Origin of the sequence: Pseudarthrobacter sp. NPDC092202, assembly GCF_044755505.1 — a bacterium.
Lineage (GTDB): Bacteria > Actinomycetota > Actinomycetes > Actinomycetales > Micrococcaceae > Arthrobacter.
Genome location: NZ_JBIVRG010000009.1, coordinates 23,105 through 43,699 on the forward strand (window position 1 = coordinate 23,105; position 20,595 = coordinate 43,699).

Consider the following 20,595-nt stretch of genomic DNA (forward strand, 5'->3'; position numbering starts at 1 on the left):
TGAATGGCTCCGCGGGGCGGGTTAAAGCAGGAATAGGGCGGTGGGCAGGATAACCTTGAGGGATAGACCAACACGGTCTGCAGCCGCCATACCCTAAACCCGCACAGCAATGCGGATGCGGTGGCGGGCGGCCGTGTCAGAAGACGCAGAACGAAGAAGGTTGATTACGTGCCTACCGGCAAGGTCAAGTGGTATGACAAGGACAAGGGCTTTGGTTTCCTCGCGGGCGAGGACGGCCAGGAGGTATTCCTGCCTAAATCGTCGCTGCCCGAGGGCGTAACAGAGCTTAAGGCCGGCACCAGGGTTGAATTCGGTGTGGCTGACGGCCGGAAGGGCGCCCAGGCCCTGGGCCTGCGCGTGCTGGACAAGACACCCTCCATTGCCAAGGCAAAGCGGCCCAGTGCCAAGGACCTCGCTCCTCTCGTGCAGGATCTGGTGACGGTCCTGGATAATCTGTCCGGAACCCTCTCCGCAGGCAAATACCCGGAAGGCAACAAGGGCAAGGCCATCGCCGCTGCCCTGCGTAAGGTTGCCGACGAGCTGGACGTTTAGGCACTGATGAACCCCGAAGCTGAACAGCCGGTCCCAGCTGTGCCGGAACAGGACAGCACGACGACGGGTGGCCCGGGCGCCGCCGGCCCGGCCGTTGCAGGGGCCAGGGCTGTGTCCAAGCGCCGAGCGGGCGTCCCGGCATGGCGGACAGGGAAGCCGGATGCCTTCCTCGCCGCTGCCGTGGACACGGCGCGTTCGGCTGTGGAGGAAATCACGGCGGCGCCCACCATTGGCCGCCACCTGGCTGCCAAAAGCGAGGGCGACCGCCTGGTAACGCACCTGTTTGAATCCAGGTTGCCTGGCTACCTGGGCTGGCAGTGGTATGCGGTACTTACCCGCAACTCCCGCTCCAAGGTGGTCACGGTCAGCGAGCTCGGCCTGCTGCCGTCGGAAGATTCGATCCTTGCCCCGGAGTGGGTGCCGTGGGCTGAACGCGTCCGGCCCGAGGACGAGCAGGAACAGGACCAGGAGCAGGACCAGGTACGGGTAGGGAATCCGGAAACTGGCGGGCAGGAAGGCAATCCGGCAGAAGGTGAAGCCCAAGACGGCGCCCCTGGGGCCGGGAGCCAGGACGCGGCCGCAACGGAGCCTGCCGGAACCGGGCCCGTCGTCGAGCCCGCTGAAGCCGGAGCCGCCGCCCCGGGTGCGCCCGCCCCGTTCGCAGAAGCGCAGCCTGTAGAAGCGCAGCCTGTAGAAGCCCAGCCTGTAGAAGCCCAGCCCACTGAGGACAGCGCCGCCAGGCCTTAGGCAGGCCGCACCTCAGGATGCAGTCTTCACCACGTACACAAAGGCGCCGCCCGGGACTGTTCCCGGGCGGCGCCGTCGTACATTAATGCCCTGCCCAGCTCGGTAAGGCCCGGCAGCTCGGTAAGGCCCGGCAGTTCGGTAACGCCCCCAGTTCGGTGAGCCGCGACCCTTTGGTGAGCCGCGGCCGGACTGCCGGCGGACCGCTACTTGCGCAGTTCGCCCACCACGAAGTCGATGCTGGCCAGCAGCGCAGAAACGTCGTCGGGCTCGATGGCCACGAAAGTGGCGATGCGCAGCTGGTTGCGGCCGAGCTTGCGGTAGGGCTCGGTGTCCACGACGCCGTTGGCCCGCAGGACCTTTGCCACCACGGCTGCATCCACTGACTCGTCAAAGTCGATGGTGGCGATGACGTTGGAGCGCTCGTCCGGGTTGGTGACGAACGGGGTGGCGAATTCGGAAGCTTCGGCCCAGCTGTAGATGCGGCCGGCGGAATCGGCAGTGCGCGCGGCGGCGAAGTCCAAGCCGCCGTTGCCGTTCAGCCACTGCACCTGTGCATCCAGTGTCACCAGGGTGGACAGCGACGGCGTGTTGTAGGTCTGGTTCAGCCGTGAGTTGTCGATTGCGGTCTGCAGGTCGAGGAAATCGGGGATCCAGCGGTCGGTGGACTTGATACGCGCCGCGCGGTCCAGGGCGGCGGGGGAGAACAGGCCAAGCCAGAGTCCGCCGTCGGAGGCAAAGTTCTTCTGCGGGGCGAAGTAGTAGACGTCGCTCTCCGCCACGTCCACGTCCAGGCCGCCGGCGGCCGACGTCGCGTCGACCAGCACCAGCGCGCCCTCGTCGGCACCCGCTACCCGCTTCACGGGGGCGGAGACGCCCGTGGAAGTCTCGTTCTGCGGCCAGGCGTAGGCATCGACACCCGCTTCAGCCTGGGCAGCAGGGCGCGTACCTGGTTCGGATTTGATGATTGATGAGGCATCCAGGAAGGGCGCCTTGTTGGTGGCGGCAGCGAACTTGGACCCGAATTCACCGAACGAGAGGTGCTGGGCCTTCTGCTCCACCAGGCCGAAGCTGGCAATGTCCCAGAACGCAGTGGAACCGCCGACGCCGAGGACCACTTCATAGCCCTCGGGGGCACGGAAGAACTGGCTGAGGCCCTCGCGTACGGACCCGACCAGGTTTTTCACCGGAGCCTGCCGGTGCGAGGTTCCGAGGATGGTTTTGGAAGCAGCGGAAAGCGCATCGATCTGCTCCTGCCGGACCTTTGACGGGCCGGCGCCGAACCGTCCGTCCTTGGGCAGGAGGTCGGCGGGAATAGTGATGCTGTTTTCGCTCACAGGTGCTCCAATGTCGGCGTGGACGCGGTTGGGGTCCGGACGGGTGGTTGGTTGGCGGACAGTCGGCTGTGACTGCGACTTTCGGCCCCCCTCATTCTGCCTGAACAGGCGGTGGGGCGGGAACCGGCACCGTCATAGTCCAGAAATTGAGACAGAGACCAAGACGTTGGGACGGGCCCCGGCGGCGGCCGCCAACTATTCGGACAAAGTCAAAATAGGCTAAGCTTTCCAACGGACTACGTCGCGCGGATGGCGATATACGGTGGGACAACGCAAGGTACTGCGCTCGAGGAGCTGAGCTGGATGACGGATCTGATCGACACTACGGAGATGTACCTTCGGACCATCTTGGAGCTTGAGGAAGAGAACATCGTTGCCCTCCGGGCCCGGATCGCCGAACGCCTGCGCCACTCAGGACCCACGGTCTCCCAGACCATCGGCAGGATGGAGCGGGATGGCCTGGTGGTTGTCTCCGGCGACCGGCACCTGGAGCTGACGGAAACCGGCCGGAAGCGCGCTACCGAAGTGATGCGCAAGCACCGGCTGGCGGAGCGGCTGCTGGCGGACGTTATCGGCCTGGACTGGGCGTACGTCCATGACGAAGCCTGCCGCTGGGAGCATGTTATGAGCGAACGCGTGGAGCGGCGCATCTACGAACTGCTTGACCATCCGACCGAGTCACCGTACGGAAACCCTATCCCTGGCCTGGCTGCCCTTGGGGGCCAGGCGTCCGCAGGCTTCGCTGACGGCGCCATCAGCCTGCTTGAAGCAATGAAGTCCTATGGCCCGGCGTCGGAGGTGACCGTAAGCCGGTTGGCTGAGCCGATCCAGGTGGAGCCCGAGCTGCTGGTCCAGCTGGACGAGGGCGGAATCCGTCCGGGAGCCGCAGTCTCGCTGGAGCGGGTGGGGGACTACATTTCGGTCCGGGTGCCCGGCATCGAAGGTGCGCTGGAGTTGCCGCCTGAGGTGGCGGCCCACGTCTTCGTCGCCATCCGGTAACTCCCGCGCTGTACCCGCTCGGAGCGCATCAGCCAAAGATAACGGAATTGTTACTTTGGGCCTTCTGGCCCTATAGTTAAACGCAAGCGTAGATACTAAAGCGTTACCTGATCCGGAGCCGAGCTCTGCCAGCGGATCAGGTGCACGAGTCATTACTGGCAGAGGCGGGGGAACCACAACCGGCAGACGGGGGACTGCCTTGGGGTGAAGTCCGTCAGCAGCAAGCCTCTTCCAGTGAAGGATCCTTCCGGGGATACCTCTGTGCCGGGCTTGCCTAGGCGGACCGGGTCTTTGAACTCTCTGACCCGAATCCGACAGCTAACTTCGCAGGCTTTCCAGAGAGGAACCCTTCTTGTCCATAGAGACCCCCAAGGGGCGCCGCCGCGCGGCGTCTCCCGTTTCAACGCCGCGCGTTGTCGAGGTCATCACCACGGAACGCCCCCGCGATCCGCACCGTGACGCCCGCCGCCGTCGAGGACCCTTCCGGCAGATCACCGAATTTGCCGCAGCCAGCGGGATCGCACAGAAGGCCGGAATCGCTCTTGCTGCCACCGGCCTGGTGTTGACCGTGACCGTTCCGGCAACAAGTCCCGTCATGGCAACCGACAACGCAAGCGGCGTTACCCCGGTGGCAGCATCTGCTGTTACCCCGCAGCCGCAGGTATCCGCGGAGGCCGGCGCCCAGATCGACTTCAGCCGCTCTGCCGTGGTGACCCAGGCAGACCCCGATGGCAAGCTGAAGCAGCTGCTCAGCGCCCAGTCCGCAGGTTCGGTGTCCCGCGCGGCCTCGGCCGGAAGCCTCGGCGCTCCGCTGGCCGCGCTCTCCACTGCCTCCGCGTTCGGTTACCGGGTCAGCCCCATCACCGGCGGCGCGGGTGACTTCCACCGCGGCCAGGACTACGTTGCCCAATGCGGCACCTCGGTGCTGGCGGCTGCCACCGGCACCGTAACGTTCGTGGGCTGGCACCAGTACGGCGGTGGAAACCGGGTGGTGGTGGACCATGGCAACGGCCTGGAAACCACGTACAACCACCTTTCGTCCATCAGCGTCACGGAGGGACAGACGGTCTCCCGGGGCGATGTCCTGGCCCTCAGCGGAACCACGGGTGCTTCCACCGGCTGCCACCTTCACTTCGAGGTGCAGGTCAACGGCGAAGTCGTCGATCCCACGGGCTGGCTGTAGTCAAATGATGGTTTGCTATCGAATCATCGTGACCCGCCGTGACCTGAATGTGACATTCACCGAAAACTGCTGTACCGTCTAACTCGCGTCAACTTTTCCGAAGTTGACGCTCTTGTGCGGATTGCCTAGCTCTGCCACCGCTCAAGGTCCGTTCGCATTTCATCGTCTGGCAGGGGCGGGGGAACCAATTTTGGTCTTTGCTTCAGCGAAGGCCTTGGGGTTAAGTCGCAAAACTTCCTTGGAAGCCGCGCGGCCGGGTGACTCCCATCCGAATCCGACAGCTCACCTCGCAGGCATTGGGAGAGGCTACCTTCGTGTCTTCACGCCATCATTCTGCGCGCCACCGTGCGCAAACGGTTCGTACCAACCCCTTGGACACAGTGTCCAAGGCTGTTAGTGCCAATGCCGGGACAGTAGGTCGCCAGGCTGCGGTTATCGCAGCTGCTTCCGGTCTCATCCTCAGCATGGGCCTGCCTGCCAACGCCGCGGACACCACCGCCGGCGTTTCCGCTTCCACCGAGTCCGGGTCTGCCCAGTCCGCCCTGGCGGTCACCGCAGCACCCACCGCGACTGTCTCCTTCGAGCGTCCCGTGGTGAAGACCACCGCCGCACCGAAGCCGGCTCCCGTGCGGGCGCAGTCCACCGATTCGGAGGACCGCACTGCTGCCGCTACCCGGACGGCCTCCACCGCAGCGGCTCCCGAAGCTGCAGCTGAGAAGCTGGCAGAGACGGTTTCCTCGGCCTCTACCTCCGGCATTGCCGCACTCGCATACACCGGCATCGGCCGTCCCTACGTCTGGGGAGGCACCACCCCCAACGGCTGGGATTGCTCAGGGTTCACCCAGTGGGTCTACGCCCAGGCCGGCATCAGCATCCCGCGCGTCAACGCCTGGACCGCAATGACGCCCACCTCCACTCCGCAGCCGGGTGACCTGGTTATGCAGAACGGTGGCGCGCACGTGGGCATCTACGTGGGCAACGGCATGATGATCAGCGCGCTCAACCCCTCCCAGGGCACGCTCCTCCACTCGGTAGCCGCCACCGGAAGCTCCGCCTTCTTCACGATCAACAAATAGTTCTTGGGCCTTCGGGCCCAAGAACTATTTCTTTGCACCCCTTTCCACACACCACATCCCCGTTCGGGGCCTGCCGGCGTACCCCCAAGATGCCGGCAGGCCCAGACCCCTTGGTGCCCACAACGGCCTGAGGAAAACGAAAGAGAGAACTGATGACTACTCGTGCCACCGCACGGCATCGCGCCGAAGTCACCAAGACCAACTCAATCGCTGTTATTGCCAAGGCTGTTGGCGACAACGCCGGTGGCATGGGCCGCCAGGCAGCGGTTATCGCCGCCGCTTCCGGCCTGGTGCTCACCAGCGGCATCGCTGCAAACGCAGCTGACTCCAGCGTCCAGCGCGACTCTGCCCCCGCGTCCACCCTGGAAGTAGAGTCCTCCGTCGAGGCGCCGATCTCCGCTGCCTCCACCATCGCCATCACCTTCGAAAAGCCGGCCGTTACCACCACGCCCGCGCCTGTCGTCGTTGTCGAGGAAGAGCCCGCGCCTGTTGAGGTCAAGGAAGCCGAGCCGGCTCCGGCCGCCGCCCAGCCTGCTGCAGCCCCCAAGGTAACCGCCAAGGTAACCACAGCCTCCGCGCCCGCTGCAGCTCCTGCTGCTTCCGCCAGCGGCAAGGGCGCAGCCATCCTCTCGGCAGCGTACGCCCAGCTGGGTGTCACCCAGGACTGCACCATGCTGGTCACCAACTCCCTGGCAGCAGTGGGCATCAACTTCCACGACTGGCCCGCAGGCTACCTCTCCCTGGGCCGCACCGTAAGCGCCGCCGAAGCGCAGCCCGGCGACCTGATCTACTACGCAGACGGTGGCGCAGGCATGGCCCACATCGCTGTCTACGCGGGCAACGGCCAGGCCGTCCACGGTGGATACAACGGAAACCAGACGGTCGTCTTCAGCGCCAACGTTGGCTCCGGCCCCGTTTTCATCCGCGTGAACTAATTAGCTCCGCGCTAGGCCGTCCCACAGGGGCGGCACAAGAACCCCTGCCCTGGCGGCAGGGGTTCTTGCTTTTAAACGCCGGTTGGGTGGCTACCGGCCAGGCGCAGCCCCCGGCCGCCCGATACGCCCGCTGGCCCGACACGGCAGTTTTGGGAAACCGCGATTAGCTGATAGTGGGCTTCTATGTTTACTCTTGTGGTGTCGATCCATAGCCCGGACATGCCGAGGGCAGCCGGCCCTCGTGCCCCTGACGGGTGCGGCCGTGAAGAGGTACGTGCATGCGCACTCTCGTTCTGAATGCTGGATATGAACCGCTGGCGGTTATCACGTTCCGCCGGGCGCTGGTGCTTGTGCTCACGGGTAAAGCCAGTGTGGTTGCTGAGGGTGACGATCCCGTGGTGGGCCCCCAGGAGATATTGGGCCGCCCGTCCGTTATCCTCCTGAACCGCTATATCCGTCCGAGGTACAACCAGGCCACCGCTGTCAGCCGCCGGGGCGTGCTGAGGCGCGATGGCCACCGGTGCGCCTACTGCGGAAAAGCGGCCCACACCATCGACCATGTCCACCCAAAGTCCCGCGGCGGTGCGGATTCCTGGGAGAACCTGGTCGCGGCCTGCCTTCGTTGCAACAACGTCAAGGGCGACCATACTCCTGCTGAAATGGGGTGGAAGCTGAGATTCGTCCCGGAACCCCCGCACGGAACCATCTGGCAGATCAAGGAACTCGAAAAGCCCACCCCTGCGTGGGATCCGTTCCTGCTGCCCGAGCGCGCAGCTTGACCCCAACCTGCACCAGGCATTCCTGATCCATACAGCTAGGCTGGGGGAGTGGAAGAGAGCCGGTTGCCTTTCGATGCCGTGATCCTGGCCGGCGGCCGGTCGTCCCGGTTGGGCGGAGTGCCCAAGCAGGACCTCGTGTTCCACCATGCCACCCTCCTGCAGCGGGCGCTGGCCGCGTCTGCGGGCGCCACCAGCACTGTGGTGGTGGGTCCGCGCGCAGATTCTACGGTTACGGGGGTGATCTGGTGCCGGGAAGAGCCTGAGTTCGCGGGTCCGGCAGCTGCTATCTCCGCCGGGCTGGAGGCTCTTGCGCGGCACTGCAGCCCCGCATCGGAATACACCCTCGTGCTGGCGTGCGATATGCCCTTTGTCCAGGATGCCGTGGCGGTGTTGAAAGAAGCGCTGGTCCCGGCAAGGGGAGACGGAGTCATGGCCCGCTCTGCTGACGGGACCCTCCAGCCGCTGGCCGGCATGTACCGCACGGCTGGGTTAAAAAGGGCGGCAGCGGAACTGGCTGCACGCGGTACGCTAATCAACGGCTCCGTGCGTTCGCTGCTTGCTAGTCTGGAGGTGCAGCCTGTCACCGTCCCCGCAGGTTCCACGGCCGACGTGGACACGTGGGATGATGCCGCCGCACTAGGGATTGCCGCCGGGAGCCAGGACAACAGCCAGGACCGGCGCAGCCGCAGTTAACTTGGGAGGCACGTTCGTGAAAAGTCAGGATGAAACGCTGGAGGAGTGGTGCAGGTCCCTGCTCCAGGCCTATGAGCTTGAGGACGTCCAGGTGGATGTCAACGCCATCCTTGCCTTGGCTGGCGTGGCCGCCCATTCAGTGGTCCGCCCGGCAGCGCCGCTGACCACCTTCATTGCCGGCTACGCCGCTGGCCTGGCATCCGGGTCCGGGCAGCCAACGAACGCCGCTTCCATGGAATCCGCGCTCGCCGTGGCCCGTGCCCTGGCCGCCGACTACGATGCTGAAGCCGCCGGGACTCCCGGCGGATGACCAGCGACGCCCAGAAGGAACCAAGCAAACCCGACGCTGACCATCCCCGGCACCTTGACCACACGTGGGACGAGGCCCGCGAGGCCGCCTTTGACGCCGCCCATCCGATTCCCGCCGGACCGGTCGCGCTTGAACTGGCGCTCGGACGAAAACTTGAGCAAGATATTGTGGCGCTGCAGGACATGCCCCACTATGCGTCGTCAGCCATGGACGGCTGGGCGGTGAACGGCACCGCGCCGTGGATCCTTGTTGAACCCGGCACCCCCCTTGCTCCCCACCAGGCCAGTCCTATCGCCACAGGGGGGCTCATCCCGCTGGGTGGCAAGTCGGTACTGCGCAGCGAAAGCGCCCGGCTGGACGAGGACGAGGATGGACTGCCCATCCTGGTAACCGGCGGGACGGCCCGCCCCGGCGAGCCCCGCACCGGCCAGCATGTGCGGAAAGCGGGTGAGGAGGCTTCGGAAGGTGACGTCCTTGTCAAGGCAGGAGTGGTGCTCAACCCCGCGCATCTGGCGCTGGCTGCCCTTGCCGGGTACGACGAACTTGTGGTCCAGGGTAAGCCGATGGTCCGGCTGCTGCTGACCGGTTCCGAGGTGGTTGGCCACGGCGTGCCCGTCCCCGGGCAGGTCCGGGACACCTTCGGCCCGCAACTGCCGGCAGTGGTGGGCATGCTGGGCGGGATACCCGGCGGACAGCAAAGGATCGGCGATTCCTATGCTGAGTGGCTCGGCGCACTGGAGGACGTGGTGCCGGAGCTGCCGGGTGCACCGGACCTGCCGGCCGACGTCGTCATTACCACCGGCGGGACGGGAAAATCCGGCACGGACCATCTTCGCAGGGCCGTAGCGGAGCTGGGAGGCCGCTTGATCATCGACGGCGTGGCCATGCGTCCGGGGCATCCTGCCGTCCTGGCCGAACTTCCGGACGGACGCTTCGTGCTGGGATTGCCGGGGAATCCGCTTGCCGCCATGATCGCGCTGTCCACGGTGGGCGCGCCGCTGTTGGCGGCGCTGGGACACGGCGACATGCCGGCGGTGCAGAAAGTGCCATGCGGAACCACCCTTGAGCCGGAACCAGGGCGCACCCGCCTTATGCCGTTCCGCCTGCTCTACGGGATGGCCTCGCCCGCCCAGCACACCGGCCCCGGCATGATGCGGGGACTGGCCTCCGCCGACGGCGTAATGGTTGTTCCTCCCCACGGGGTGAAGCTCGGCGAACTGGTGCCGGCCTTCGCCCTGCCCTGGGGGCCGCCCATCCCTGCGCCCCCCGACCCCAACGCGAAACCAAAGACGCGCAGCGCGGGACGGACGGGCCGGACAGCCGCCAAACCCGCAGCCGCCGGTCCAGTGGACTGGTCCGAGCTCCTTGGCTGACGAGGCCAGGGGAACGGCCGCTGCGCTGGCATCAACCCTGGGCGGTTGCGATGATGGAGTCATGAACAGGAACGGTGGGACATGGGACGTGTAACCCAGCGCCGCAAGGTGCACAAGTACGTGCTGGATGGCTCCCCGAACGCCCTCGAGTTCCCGGTCCGGTACCGGGAGGATGTCCTGGCGGTGGAGGAACCGCTGGAAATCCGGCTGGGCAGCATGTCCTATTCCGTGACCATGCGGACCCCTGGCCATGACTTCGACCTGGTGGCCGGGTTCCTGGTGTCCGAGGGCGTCATCTGGGATTCCGGGCAACTGGTGTCGCTGCGCTTCTGCGCCGGCGAGGACGAAAACGGCGTCCAGACCTTTAATGTGGTGGAGGCCCAGTTGCGGCCGGATGTAGAGGCTCCGTCCATGGGCCGGCATGTGTACACCTCCAGCTCATGTGGTATTTGCGGCACCGATTCCATCGAGTCCGTCAGCAAGTCCTCGCACTTCACCCCCGCCGCGGATCCCCTGATCGTTTCCGCCGAGGTGCTCGCCTCGCTTCCGGACATTCTTCGGCAGTCCCAGCGGCTCTTCGATGACACTGGGGGTGTCCATGCAGCGGGCCTCTTCCGCATCGGGGACGACGGCGGCGCGAACCTTCTGTGCCTCCGGGAGGACGTGGGACGGCACAACGCCGTGGACAAGGTAGTGGGGTGGGCCTTGCGTGAAGGCCTGCTGCCCCTCAGCGGCACGGTCCTCCAGGTCTCGGGCCGGGCATCCTTCGAATTGGTCCAGAAGGCTGCTTTGGCCGGGATACCTGTCCTGGCTGCCGTGAGTGCGCCATCCAGCCTTGCAGTTGAACTGGCTGAGGCCAGCGGCCTGACACTCGCTGGCTTCAGCCGGGGAACCAGCCTCAACATCTACGCAGGCGACGGGAGGATACGGCGCCCCGTAGCTGCTGCGCCGGCGTAGGCCAATCCAGCCCACTGCCCCTTGAACCGCCGTGCAGTCCCGGAGCACTCCCGGAGCACGCCGGAAACAGTCCGGGAAACGGTTTCAAAAGGGTTGGTAAACGGGGTACCAGCAGGTAGATTTATCCATCGAATGGACACTAGGATCCAGTCCCAAACGCTAAAGAGGGCACACATTGCATGACGACCGCCGGATCACGGAAGTGCGCCTGCATAGGTTCGTGCGGGAGCGTATTACCCCTGCGGTCTACAGCCGGACACTTCCCCTCACACTGAGCAGCTGGGATGCCCCGGATGAACCCGTCCCGGCGCTGGACGCCATGCGGCAGGAGTTCCAGCCCCAGGAACACGGAGCGTTGTGGGGGAAACCGTGGGGCACCAAGTGGCTCCGCCTCCAAGGGGAGGTCCCCGAATCGTGGGGCACGGAACCGGACACCACTGTTGAAGTGCTCGTGGACCTTGGGTTTACGGTCGAAATACCCGGCTTTCAGTGCGAGGGCATCGCGTGGCGGCCGGACGGCAGCATCATCAAGGCGGTTTCGCCCCGGAACCAGTACATTCCGCTGAAGCTCCTGGGCGGCGGCATGGCGGTGGACTTCTACGTTGAGGCTGCGGCGAATCCCGACGTCGCCCAGGGCTGGACCTTCGCTGCCACGCCCTACGGCGACAAGTCAACGGCCGGGACAGCACCGCAATACAGGCTGGGAAGCATCGCCATTGCAGAACTGAACCAGAACGTTTGGGAACTGCAGCAGGATGTTTCCACCCTTTCGGGTCTCATGGCGGTGCTGCCCCTTGAGCTGCCCCGGCGGCACGAGATCCTCAGGGCCCTCGAGCGCATGATGGACATCATGGATCCCGACGATGTTGCCGGGACGGCCGCTGCGGGACGCGAAGCGCTCGCGGAAGTACTTGCCCGCCCGGCCTATGCTTCTGCGCACCAGCTGGTGGCAACCGGGCATGCCCACATTGATTCTGCCTGGCTCTGGCCGGTCCGGGAGACTGTCCGGAAATGCGCCAGGACGTTTTCCAATGTCGTGGCACTGATGGATGAAAACCCCGATTTTGTCTTTTCCTGCTCCTCAGCCCAGCAGTTCGCCTGGATCAAGGAGTTCTACCCAGAACTCTTCGCCCGCATCCGCGAGAAAATCCGTGCCGGCCAGTTCGTTCCCGTGGGCGGGATGTGGGTTGAATCGGACACCAACATGCCCGGCGGCGAAGCAATGGCGCGGCAGTTCGTGGAAGGCAAGGGCTTCTTCCTGGCGGAATTCGGTGTGGACTGCCAGGAGGCCTGGCTGCCGGATTCGTTTGGGTATTCTGCGGCGCTGCCGCAGATCGTCAAGTCTGCCGGCAGCCGCTGGTTCCTGACCCAGAAAATTTCCTGGAACCAGATCAACAGGATGCCGCACCACACTTTCAACTGGGAGGGCATCGACGGCACCCGGCTCTTCACCCACTTCCCGCCTGTGGATACCTACAATTCGGAGTTGAGCGGGCGTGAACTTGCGCACGCGGAGCGGAATTACCGCGACCACGGCCACGGCAGCGTGTCACTGGTGCCGTTCGGCTACGGCGACGGCGGCGGCGGACCAACGCGGGAAATGCTGGCGGCTGCGTCACGCGCCGCGGACCTGGAAGGCTCCCCGAAGGTCCGGATCGGCTCCGCGGAAAGCTTCTTCACGCAGGCCGAGGCTGATTACCCGGTCCTGCCCGTGTGGGTGGGCGAGATGTACCTCGAGCTGCACCGTGGAACCTACACCAGCCAGGCCAGAACCAAAAAGGGGAACCGCCGCAGTGAGCACCTGCTGCGGGAAGCCGAATTGTGGTGCACAACGGCTGCTGTGCGCACCGGCGGCAGCTTCGCCTATCCGGCTGCGGAACTCAAGCGTCTGTGGAGGCTGGTCCTCCTGCAGCAGTTCCACGATATTCTTCCCGGGAGCTCCATCGCCTGGGTCCATCAGGATGCCGAGCGGAACTACCAGGCCGTCAGTAATGCCCTTGAGGCCATCATCGATGAGGCTGCCGCCGCCGTGCTGGGCAGCGGCGAGCGGACCTTCCTGCTGAACGCTGCGCCCCATGCCAGGGACGGAGTGCCTGCATTGGCCGCAGGCGAGCCGGCTTCGGCGGATGGCGCGGTCCAGGCCGACGCCCATAACGGGGGCTTCGTCCTGGACAACGGAGTCATCCGCGCTGTCCTGGACGCCGACGGGCTTCTCGCCTCGCTGGTGGACCGCGCCAGCGGACGCGAATCAATTGCTCCCGGCCAGCGCGGTAACCTGCTTGAACTTCACCGCGATACTCCCAACGAGTGGGACGCCTGGGACATCGACGAGTTCTACCGGCGGAACGTCACGCCACTGACCGGAGCCGCTTCCGTACGCCTTGTTCATGAGGGGACAGACGCCGTCGTACTCGTGGAGCGGCTTGCCGGGTCATCCACCATTACCCAGCGCATCACGCTTGCTGCAGGGAGTCCATCCCTCTCAATCGCCACCTCGGTGGACTGGCAGGAACGCGAGAAGCTGTTGAAGCTCGGCTTCGCCCTGGACGTCCGGGCGGACAGGTCCGCTGCGGAAACGCAGTTTGGCCACGTGTTCCGGCCCACCCACACCAATACCTCATGGGAAACGGCGAAGTTCGAGATCTGTGCGCATCGGTGGATCCATGTGGCGGAGCCGGGCTATGGTGTGGCGATTTCCAACTCGTCCACCTACGGGCACGACGTCGCGCGGAACATCAGGGATGACGACGGCGGCACCACCACTACCGTGCGCCTGTCGCTGTTGCGCGCTCCCAAGTTCCCCGATCCGGAGGCTGATCGCGGGGTGCATGAGCTGACCGTCACCATCCGCCCGGGGGCGGACATTGCCGACGCCGTGGAGGAAGGTTACCGAACGAATCTTGTTCCCCGGCTGGTTCACGGCGGTTCGCCGGCGGAACCGTTGTTCTCGGTAACGAACCCCGCCTTGGTGATTGAATCCGTCAAGCTGGCGGAGGACGGCTCCGGGGACGTGATTGTCCGCCTCTACGAGTCCTTGGGCCAGCGGTCGGCAGGAAAGTTGACCGCTAACTTTTCCCTGCGGGACGTTACTCCAGTGGATTTGTTGGAGCGTCCGCTCGAGGCGCCGGGCGTGGAAGCGTGCGCTGACGGAGCGGAACTGGGCCTGCGGCCGTTCCAGTTGGTTACCCTGCGGTTCGCCCGCGCCTAGGGGCAGCCGCTTCTGCAGCGCATGGAACTATGGATTCACGCGCCCAAACAGTCTTTTAACCAGGCTGAGTGGGGGCGGTCCCCAACGGCCGCCACCACTCATCCCCCCAATAGGTGTGAAGGCCCCCGGAGCGGCCAACGTTTTGGAATTTATCCCCGTTCGAAAACGACCTGCGCTCCACCTTCACACATTCATGATTGTTTCACATTCTAATGAATTTGTGAAAGCCGGCAGGGTTACTTTTCGGTATATGTCCTTTTCGCCGATGAGGTCTTTCTGTTCTGCACCCGTGCCGCCCAGATCAGTGCCAGGCCAAGGACGTAGCACAGCACGGCGGTGTAATTGACCACAAACTTGATGGCGCCTCCTCCCGGAGGCACGAAGGGAAAGAGCAAGCTGACCCCGATGGCAAGCCCACCCAGGGCAAGAAGGCCTGCGGCGACCCTTACCATCACCGGCAAGCGGCTCCGGACAGCCCTGACCATAGCCGGAAGGAGGACCAGCGCTACATAGCCTGGATAGGCGCGTCCAGCCGCACCGTAGTACTGCGCCAAAACAGCGTTGTGTTGGGTTCTCACGGACGGTGCGGCAAGTCCTGCCGAGGACCCCACAGTGTCCATCATGAAGAACAGGGCCACGAGCACAACGGAAATGACCAGCAGCACAACCATGCCGGCCTTTCCCGTGATAAGCCGGTACGCGCTGTCGGCGCCGAAACCGCGGGTGACCCGGATCCCCACGAAGTAGATGGCTGCGAAGATGATGAAGCGGAGCAGCAGGTTGGCAAGGTTGATTCCGCCCAGGGCCTGGTCGATGGCCACGTAGGGGGCTTCGATGCTCAAGAGGATGGCGATGGTCATCAGTGCAAAGATGTAGAACAGCGACCTGTTCTCTCCCCGGACAGCGCTGGGCACCCGGGCTGCTGCAGTGAGCGCGCAGATGGCCAGCGTGGCCCATTGAAGAATGTCGATCATCCCAGGTTCTCCCAAATTTTTTCAGTTTGCGCTTGGTCCTGCTCCTGGCGTCGCAGCACCTTGCCCAATGCCTGCAGCCGGTCACCCGCCAAGGCGGAGAGGTCGCCGTCGGACAGGCTGTCCAAGGCGGCCTGCCGCGCACCCGGCGGCCAGCCCGCTTCCTCTTCGGTGATCAGGCCGGTTGCCACCAGGCCGCCGGCCGGTCCTACGCCGGCAGCAAGGGCAGTGGCAAGCGCCAGCTCCGGAGACAGCCGGTTGGCGGTCAGCTGCGCCGAATAGTTCTGCGGCGCCACTCCCGTGGCCGCCGAAACGCGGTGTCGCACTTCGCCGTCGTCGATGGCGTCAACCCAGTTCTTCACCGAGGTGGCGTGCGGGGCGGCGGTAAGGGGTGCTGACGCTGCCCCGGCAGCGCCGGTGGGCTCCATCGCCGGACGCGCAAGGACAGCCCGCAGGAGATCGGCCGTGGAAACCTGGCTGACAAGTTCGCAACGCGTTGGCGGAGCCTGGGGACCGGCCAGGTCCCGGTATGCCTCGAAAGTGGCCAGGGCCGCGAGCGGATTGACGTTGTAGGCGCGGCTGATGCTGACCACGGTGCTGACCGAGACTTTTCCTCGGACCAGTTGCTGGGCCAGGGTAGTCCGCTTGATCCCTGAGATCCTGCAGACGTCAGCCGTGCTGACGTCCGGCGCAATGCCTTGCAGCCACCGCTGGAACGCCTTGGCGGGGATGGTCATGGAGGGCTCTCTGCAGAACGGATGGTGTGTCGATTTTAGCGTGCTGCTTCGAGGCGGTTTTACCCGTGGTGCCGTTTCGACTATGCTTGATGGTCGAGCCCGTTGGTCCGTACACCCCCCAAGTCCGGACCAGCGGGTTCTTTCATGTCCTGCCGCCCGCGCTCCTTCCTCCGGGTACATGTCAGGGCCCTGCCAGCCAGTGTCCGGGCAGGAAACCCGCTGCGGACGCGGTGGCGAAAGGATAGAACGATGACTGCAACCCTCGTAGCGAAGGACGTTTCCGGCGGTCACGACCACCGGCAGCTTTTCTCCGGGCTCTCCCTGACAGTGGCACCCGGGGACGTGGTGGGCGTGGTGGGTGCCAACGGAGCGGGGAAATCCACGCTGCTGCGGCTCCTCGCCGGCGTGGACCAGCCGCAGGAAGGCTCCGTCAGCCTCGCCCCGGCCGATGCGTTCGTGGGCTGGCTTCCGCAGGAACACGAGCGCGTGCCCGGCGAAACAGTGGCGGGGTACATTGCCCGGCGCACCGGCAGTGCGCAGGCCACCGCCGAAATGGAATCCACGGCTGAGGCCCTTGGCAGCAGCGCGCCCGGAGCGGACGACGCCTACGCGCTCGCCTTCGACCGATGGATGGCCTCCGGGGCTGCCGACCTTGATGACCGGATTCCTGCTGTCCTCGCGGACCTTGGCCTGGAGACCGGACCGGACGCTGCAATGACCGGCCTCTCCGGCGGGCAGGCTGCGCGGGTTGCGCTGGCGGCGCTGCTGCTCAGCCGGTTTGACGTGGTGCTGCTGGACGAGCCCACCAACGATCTTGACCTTGAAGGCCTCGCCAAACTGGAGGACTTCGTCACAGGCCTGCGCGGCGGTGTAGTGCTGGTCAGCCATGACCGCGAGTTCCTTGCGCGATGTGTCACGACTGTGGTGGAGCTGGACCTGACGCAGAACGCCGTGGGCGTGTACGACGGCGGCTACGACGCCTTCCTGGAGGAACGGGCAGTTGCCAGGCGGCACGCCCGGGAGAAGTACGAGGAATTTGCGGCCACCAAGGCCGATCTGGTGTCCCGGGCGCGGACCCAGCGTGAATGGAGCTCCCAGGGCGTCCGGAACGCCATGAAGAAGAGCCCGGACAATGACAAGATCCGACGCGCGGCCAGCACGGAGTCCTCCGAGAAACAGGCCCAGAAAGTGCGGCAGATGGAATCGCGGATCTCGCGGCTGGACGTGGTGGAGGAGCCGCGGAAGGAATGGCAGCTGCAGTTCTCCATCGGTAAGGCGCCGCGGTCCAGCTCAGTGGTGGCCACGCTCCGCGACGCTGTGGTCCGGCAGGGCGACTTCACTTTGGGCCCGGTTAACCTGCAGCTCAACGCAGGGGAGCGGATCGGTATCACCGGTCCCAACGGTGCCGGTAAGTCCACGCTGCTGCGGCTGCTGCTGGGCGGCGTCGAGCCTGACTCCGGCAGTGCCACGATGGGATCTTCCGTGGCCGTCGGGGAGATCGACCAGGCCCGCGGACTGCTTGCCGGCGAGCTGACCCTGGGCGGCGCCGTGGAGGCAGTCCTCGTGGACCTTAATCCGGCCGAGGTCCGCACGCTCCTGGCGAAGTTCGGGCTCAAAGCCGACCACACGTCACGGACGGTTGAATCCCTGTCGCCGGGCGAGCGGACAAGGGCTGCGCTGGCGCTGCTCCAGGCCAGGGGTGTTAACCTCCTTGTCCTGGACGAGCCCACCAACCACCTGGACCTGCCTGCCATTGAGCAGCTCGAGGAAGCCCTGGAAAGCTACGAGGGCGCGCTGCTGCTGGTTACCCACGACCGCAGGCTGCTGGAAAACGTGCGGCTGGATGTACGTTGGAATGTTGTTGACGGCGTGGTCACCGAAGTGTTGGCCGCCAGCGCCCCGAAAGGCACCAAAAAATGAGCATGGACAGGGTTGCCTGGAGCTCCCTCTACAACATCACCCGCGCCTCCAACGGCTCCAAGCCGTTTTCCAAGGAGCTCCTCAAACGGGTGTTTGGCTTCGCCCGGCCGCACCGCAGCCGGCTGATCGCCTTCGTTCTGCTGTCCATTGTGATGGCTGTCCTGGCGGTGGCAACGCCGGTGCTCGCCGGCCAGGTAGTGGACGCGATTATCGCCAAGGCAGACGCCGGCACAGTAATTTGGCTGGCAATACTGATCGCGGTCGTGGCCGTGGCCGAGGCAGGGCTAGGGCTTGTAACTCGCTGGCTGTCCTCTTCGATCGGCGAGGGCGTGATCCTGGACCTGCGCACCAAGGTGTTCGACCACGTACAGAAGATGCCTATCGCCTTTTTCACCCGGACCCGCACGGGTGCGCTGGTGAGCCGGCTCAACAACGATGTGATCGGTGCGCAGGCGGCCTTCGCCGGCACGCTCTCCGGGGTGGTCAGCAATGTGGTGGCCTTGGCCCTGACGCTGGTGGTGATGCTGAACAAGTCCTGGCTGGTAACTGTGCTGGCCATGATCCTGCTGCCGATCTTCCTCCTCCCCGCCCGCAGGATGGGTTCGAGGCTTGCCGAGCTGCGCCGCGAGGCCGCCGAGCACAACGCCACCATGGGCACGCAGATGACTGAGCGCTTTTCCGCCCCCGGCGCCACCTTGGTGAAGCTTTTCGGGCGCCCGGACGAGGAGTCCCGTGAGTTCGCGCTCCGGGCCGGTCGTGTGCGGGACATCGGTGTGCGCACGGCGATGCTCCAGTTCACCTTCGTGACGGCCCTGACCTTGGTCTCCGCCTTGGCACTGGCGTTGGTCTACGGCCTGGGCGGCTGGTTGGCGCTGGGAGGGCAGCTGGCCGCGGGTGACGTGGTGGTGCTGGCTTTGCTGCTCACCCGGCTCTATGCCCCGCTCACGGCACTCTCCAACGCGCGGGTGGAAATCATGAGTGCCCTGGTCAGCTTCGAGCGCGTCTTCGAAATCCTTGACCTCAAGCCGCTCATCAGCCAGAAGCCGGGCGCTGTGGAATCGCCGCGCGGCCCGCTCTCCGTGGAGTTCGACGACGTCCGGTTCTCCTATCCCTCAGCGGACAAGGTGTCCCTGGCCTCCCTCGAAGACGTCTCCACCCTGGATACCCGCGGCGGAGAGGAAGTCCTGCACGGGGTCAGCTTCCGGGTTGAGCCTGGGCAGACGGTGGCCTTGGTGGGCTCTTCGGGCGCCGGCAAGTCAACCATCGCCCAGCTGCTGGCCCGGCTTTACGACGTCGATTCCGGCGCCGTCCGCTTTGGTGGCCTGCGGCCCGGAACCGGGGTGGACGTCCGGGACCTGACTTTCGACTCGATGCGGGAAACGCTGGGCATGGTGACCCAGGACGGCCACCTGTTCCACGAGAGCATTGCCTCCAACCTGCGGCTTGCCCGGCCGGACGCAAGCGAAGAGGACATGTGGGAGGCCATCCGGCAGGCCCGGCTGGAAGCCATGATCCGGTCCCTCCCGGACGGTCTGGACACCGTGGTGGGGGAGCGCGGCTACCGGCTTTCCGGCGGTGAACGCCAGCGGCTCACCATCGCCCGGCTGCTGATCGCCCAGCCCCGCGTGGTCATCCTCGATGAGGCGACGGCGGCGCTCGACTCCACCAATGAGGCAGCCGTGCAGGCTGCCCTGGGCGCCGCACTTGAGGGGCGCACCGCCGTCGTGATTGCGCACCGGCTGTCCACCGTCCGGGCTGCGGACGCCATCCTGGTGGTGGAGGACGGCCGGATTGTTGAACGCGGGACCCACACCGAGCTCCTGGCTGCCGAGGGACGGTACGCCGAGCTCTACCGCACGCAGTTCAACGAGGCAACGGCTGTGGCCCAGGAAGCAGTTCCCGAACTCTAGGCCTGACTGGCCGTGCTGCCGGAGCTGCCGAGTTCCGGGAGGATGTGGTCTGTCAGCAGCGGGGCAAGGTCCTGGGTGGGCTCGGCGCCCAGTTCCAGCCACCTGATCTCGGCGATCTCCGCCGAGGGGTGGGCCTCCCACACTCCGGGGGCCAGGAAAACTGTTGCCTCGATGTCCGTGGCGGCCTCATTTGCCGCGTCGGCGATCCACACGCCCATCAGCTTCAAATCCTGCGGGTCGAGGACGATGCCCACTTCTTCGGCGAGTTCCCGCGCCGCCGCCTGGACAGCTGTCTCCCCGGCCTCGGGCTTGCCGCCGGGGTGCATGAACATGGCAGTGCCGCGCTTCCTTACTGTCAGGAGGCGGCCTGCCCTGTCGAAGACGCAGACGGCCGAAACCACGATGCGGTTCTTCATGCTGCCGCACCGTCCCTGCGAACCAGGTGTGACGTCAGCAGCAGGTCCTTGCGCGGGCCCTGGACATCCCAGGTATAGCTGAACCTGTCCCCGCCCTCATAGACGTAGGTGACACGGTAGGTATCGGGATCGCACCAGTGGTTGTCAAGGTTGGACTCCGGGGCGAAGCTCATCCGGTGGAAGGGTCGGCCGTCCGGGAATAACACGTCGAGCGCATCCGGACTCCTGGTGGTCCGCAGCAGGTACTCGCGGGAGGCGGGGCCCGTGAAGGAGGGCCAGCGCATGGTGCCTTCTTCACGGAAGGCAAGGCCGCCGTCGTCCGTGGGAACAAATTGTACGACGCCGGAGAAGGTTCCGCAGGTGCCCTCAGCCCGGTCCAGCAGGTCACGTTGGACCGTCCACTGCCCGGCACAGTCAGCGTCCGCGGCGGGGCCGGGCTGCGTGGGGCCAAGGAGGTAGGCGCGGAGTGCGAACTCCGGGGGAGGAAAGTTCAAG

The 20,595-nt window shown here is 65.5% G+C and carries 19 protein-coding genes and 2 riboswitches; of the genes, 14 read left to right on the forward strand and 5 right to left on the reverse strand.

Translation table 11 applies throughout. The annotated features are described in order from the left end of the window. The first annotated feature begins 168 nt into the window (after positions 1-168). Together ACIQF4_RS14010 and ACIQF4_RS14015 are read left to right on the forward strand one after the other, a co-directional pair. A complete protein-coding gene (locus ACIQF4_RS14010) occupies positions 169-552 on the forward strand; it encodes a cold-shock protein (RefSeq protein WP_066273868.1) in 384 nt (127 codons plus the stop codon). 6 nt (positions 553-558) lie between these two features. After that, a complete protein-coding gene (locus tag ACIQF4_RS14015; protein WP_400516398.1) occupies positions 559-1,299 on the forward strand; it encodes a DUF3027 domain-containing protein in 741 nt (246 codons plus the stop codon). Positions 1,300-1,502: 203 nt separating this feature from the next. Here ACIQF4_RS14015 and serC read toward each other — a convergent pair whose 3' ends face one another. Next, positions 1,503-2,633: a phosphoserine transaminase gene (gene serC / locus ACIQF4_RS14020; RefSeq protein WP_400516397.1), complete on the reverse strand. Its 1,131-nt coding sequence runs from the start codon at positions 2,631-2,633 to the stop codon at positions 1,503-1,505. A gap of 303 nt (positions 2,634-2,936) precedes the next feature. On the opposite strand from serC, the gene ACIQF4_RS14025 reads away from it, so the two are divergent. From ACIQF4_RS14025 to ACIQF4_RS14070, 10 genes are all read left to right on the forward strand, one after another. Beyond that, on the forward strand, positions 2,937-3,632 hold the full coding sequence (locus ACIQF4_RS14025) for a metal-dependent transcriptional regulator (RefSeq protein WP_350004863.1): 696 nt from the start codon (positions 2,937-2,939) through the stop codon (positions 3,630-3,632). Positions 3,633-3,738: 106 nt separating this feature from the next. Further along, positions 3,739-3,980, forward strand: a riboswitch (cyclic di-AMP (ydaO/yuaA leader). 10 nt (positions 3,981-3,990) lie between these two features. Beyond that, complete coding sequence (locus tag ACIQF4_RS14030; protein WP_374152991.1) at positions 3,991-4,815, forward strand: M23 family metallopeptidase; 825 nt, start codon at positions 3,991-3,993, stop codon at positions 4,813-4,815. 136 nt (positions 4,816-4,951) lie between these two features. Next, positions 4,952-5,125: riboswitch (cyclic di-AMP (ydaO/yuaA leader) on the forward strand. Between the two features lie 70 nt (positions 5,126-5,195). After that, positions 5,196-5,891 (forward strand): C40 family peptidase, encoded by a 696-nt coding sequence (locus ACIQF4_RS14035; protein WP_400516396.1) that lies wholly within the window; start codon positions 5,196-5,198, stop codon positions 5,889-5,891. A gap of 152 nt (positions 5,892-6,043) precedes the next feature. Continuing rightward, the gene (locus ACIQF4_RS14040; RefSeq protein ID WP_350004857.1) at positions 6,044-6,826 is read left to right on the forward strand and encodes an NlpC/P60 family protein; all 783 of its coding nucleotides are present in this window, start codon (positions 6,044-6,046) and stop codon (positions 6,824-6,826) included. 278 nt (positions 6,827-7,104) lie between these two features. After that, on the forward strand, positions 7,105-7,605 hold the full coding sequence (locus ACIQF4_RS14045) for an HNH endonuclease (protein WP_350004855.1): 501 nt from the start codon (positions 7,105-7,107) through the stop codon (positions 7,603-7,605). A gap of 48 nt (positions 7,606-7,653) precedes the next feature. Then, the gene (locus ACIQF4_RS14050) at positions 7,654-8,298 is read left to right on the forward strand and encodes a molybdenum cofactor guanylyltransferase (protein ID WP_400516395.1); all 645 of its coding nucleotides are present in this window, start codon (positions 7,654-7,656) and stop codon (positions 8,296-8,298) included. A 16-nt stretch (positions 8,299-8,314) separates the two neighbouring features. Next, the gene (locus ACIQF4_RS14055; RefSeq protein WP_231457541.1) at positions 8,315-8,608 is read left to right on the forward strand and encodes a DUF6457 domain-containing protein; all 294 of its coding nucleotides are present in this window, start codon (positions 8,315-8,317) and stop codon (positions 8,606-8,608) included. Continuing rightward, complete coding sequence (locus ACIQF4_RS14060; RefSeq protein WP_400516394.1) at positions 8,605-9,981, forward strand: molybdopterin molybdotransferase MoeA; 1,377 nt, start codon at positions 8,605-8,607, stop codon at positions 9,979-9,981. Before ACIQF4_RS14055 ends, ACIQF4_RS14060 begins: the two co-directional genes overlap by 4 nt. An 81-nt stretch (positions 9,982-10,062) precedes the next feature. Further along, positions 10,063-10,938: a formate dehydrogenase accessory sulfurtransferase FdhD gene (gene fdhD, locus ACIQF4_RS14065; RefSeq protein WP_400516393.1), complete on the forward strand. Its 876-nt coding sequence runs from the start codon at positions 10,063-10,065 to the stop codon at positions 10,936-10,938. A 175-nt stretch (positions 10,939-11,113) separates the two neighbouring features. After that, a complete protein-coding gene (locus ACIQF4_RS14070; RefSeq protein WP_400516392.1) occupies positions 11,114-14,146 on the forward strand; it encodes an alpha-mannosidase in 3,033 nt (1,010 codons plus the stop codon). Between the two features lie 236 nt (positions 14,147-14,382). On the opposite strand, the gene ACIQF4_RS14075 is transcribed toward ACIQF4_RS14070, so the two are convergent. Together ACIQF4_RS14075 and ACIQF4_RS14080 are read right to left on the reverse strand one after the other, a co-directional pair. Continuing rightward, positions 14,383-15,120, reverse strand: coding sequence for a hypothetical protein (locus ACIQF4_RS14075; RefSeq protein WP_400516391.1), 738 nt, complete (start codon positions 15,118-15,120; stop codon positions 14,383-14,385). Next, positions 15,117-15,854, reverse strand: a complete 738-nt coding sequence (locus tag ACIQF4_RS14080) for a hypothetical protein (RefSeq protein ID WP_350004841.1) — start codon at positions 15,852-15,854, stop codon at positions 15,117-15,119. Before ACIQF4_RS14080 ends, ACIQF4_RS14075 begins: the two co-directional genes overlap by 4 nt. Before the next feature lie 249 nt (positions 15,855-16,103). On the opposite strand from ACIQF4_RS14080, the gene ACIQF4_RS14085 reads away from it, so the two are divergent. Together ACIQF4_RS14085 and ACIQF4_RS14090 are read left to right on the forward strand one after the other, a co-directional pair. Next, positions 16,104-17,774 carry an ABC-F family ATP-binding cassette domain-containing protein gene (locus ACIQF4_RS14085; protein ID WP_400516390.1) on the forward strand — a complete coding sequence of 557 codons (1,671 nt, stop codon included), beginning with the start codon at positions 16,104-16,106 and terminating at the stop codon, positions 17,772-17,774. Next, complete coding sequence (locus ACIQF4_RS14090) at positions 17,771-19,684, forward strand: ABC transporter ATP-binding protein (RefSeq protein ID WP_400516389.1); 1,914 nt, start codon at positions 17,771-17,773, stop codon at positions 19,682-19,684. Before ACIQF4_RS14085 ends, ACIQF4_RS14090 begins: the two co-directional genes overlap by 4 nt. Here the strand turns inward: ACIQF4_RS14090 and ACIQF4_RS14095 are convergent. Together ACIQF4_RS14095 and ACIQF4_RS14100 are read right to left on the reverse strand one after the other, a co-directional pair. Continuing rightward, entirely contained in the window at positions 19,681-20,100 is a 420-nt protein-coding gene (locus ACIQF4_RS14095; protein WP_350004836.1) for an NUDIX domain-containing protein, read from the reverse strand. The genes ACIQF4_RS14090 and ACIQF4_RS14095 overlap by 4 nt on opposite strands. Beyond that, a complete protein-coding gene (locus ACIQF4_RS14100; RefSeq protein ID WP_400516388.1) occupies positions 20,097-20,594 on the reverse strand; it encodes a DUF6314 family protein in 498 nt (165 codons plus the stop codon). The genes ACIQF4_RS14095 and ACIQF4_RS14100 overlap by 4 nt, the downstream gene beginning before the upstream one ends. Position 20,595: the final 1 nt, after the last annotated feature.

Bases quoted from the DNA above. Each gene is read 5' to 3' on its own strand.
- ACIQF4_RS14015 (WP_400516398.1), top strand. From the start codon at position 559: ATGAACCCCGAAGCTGAACAGCCGGTCCCAGCTGTGCCGGAACAGGAC.
- ACIQF4_RS14025 (WP_350004863.1), top strand. From the start codon at position 2,937: ATGACGGATCTGATCGACACTACGGAGATGTACCTTCGGACCATCTTG.
- ACIQF4_RS14040 (WP_350004857.1), top strand. From the start codon at position 6,044: ATGACTACTCGTGCCACCGCACGGCATCGCGCCGAAGTCACCAAGACC.
- ACIQF4_RS14045 (WP_350004855.1), top strand. From the start codon at position 7,105: ATGCGCACTCTCGTTCTGAATGCTGGATATGAACCGCTGGCGGTTATC.
- ACIQF4_RS14060 (WP_400516394.1), top strand. From the start codon at position 8,605: ATGACCAGCGACGCCCAGAAGGAACCAAGCAAACCCGACGCTGACCAT.
- fdhD (WP_400516393.1), top strand. From the start codon at position 10,063: ATGGGACGTGTAACCCAGCGCCGCAAGGTGCACAAGTACGTGCTGGAT.
- ACIQF4_RS14075 (WP_400516391.1), bottom strand. From the start codon at position 15,120: ATGATCGACATTCTTCAATGGGCCACGCTGGCCATCTGCGCGCTCACT.
- ACIQF4_RS14080 (WP_350004841.1), bottom strand. From the start codon at position 15,854: ATGACCATCCCCGCCAAGGCGTTCCAGCGGTGGCTGCAAGGCATTGCG.
- ACIQF4_RS14085 (WP_400516390.1), top strand. From the start codon at position 16,104: ATGACTGCAACCCTCGTAGCGAAGGACGTTTCCGGCGGTCACGACCAC.
- ACIQF4_RS14090 (WP_400516389.1), top strand. From the start codon at position 17,771: ATGAGCATGGACAGGGTTGCCTGGAGCTCCCTCTACAACATCACCCGC.
- ACIQF4_RS14095 (WP_350004836.1), bottom strand. From the start codon at position 20,100: ATGAAGAACCGCATCGTGGTTTCGGCCGTCTGCGTCTTCGACAGGGCA.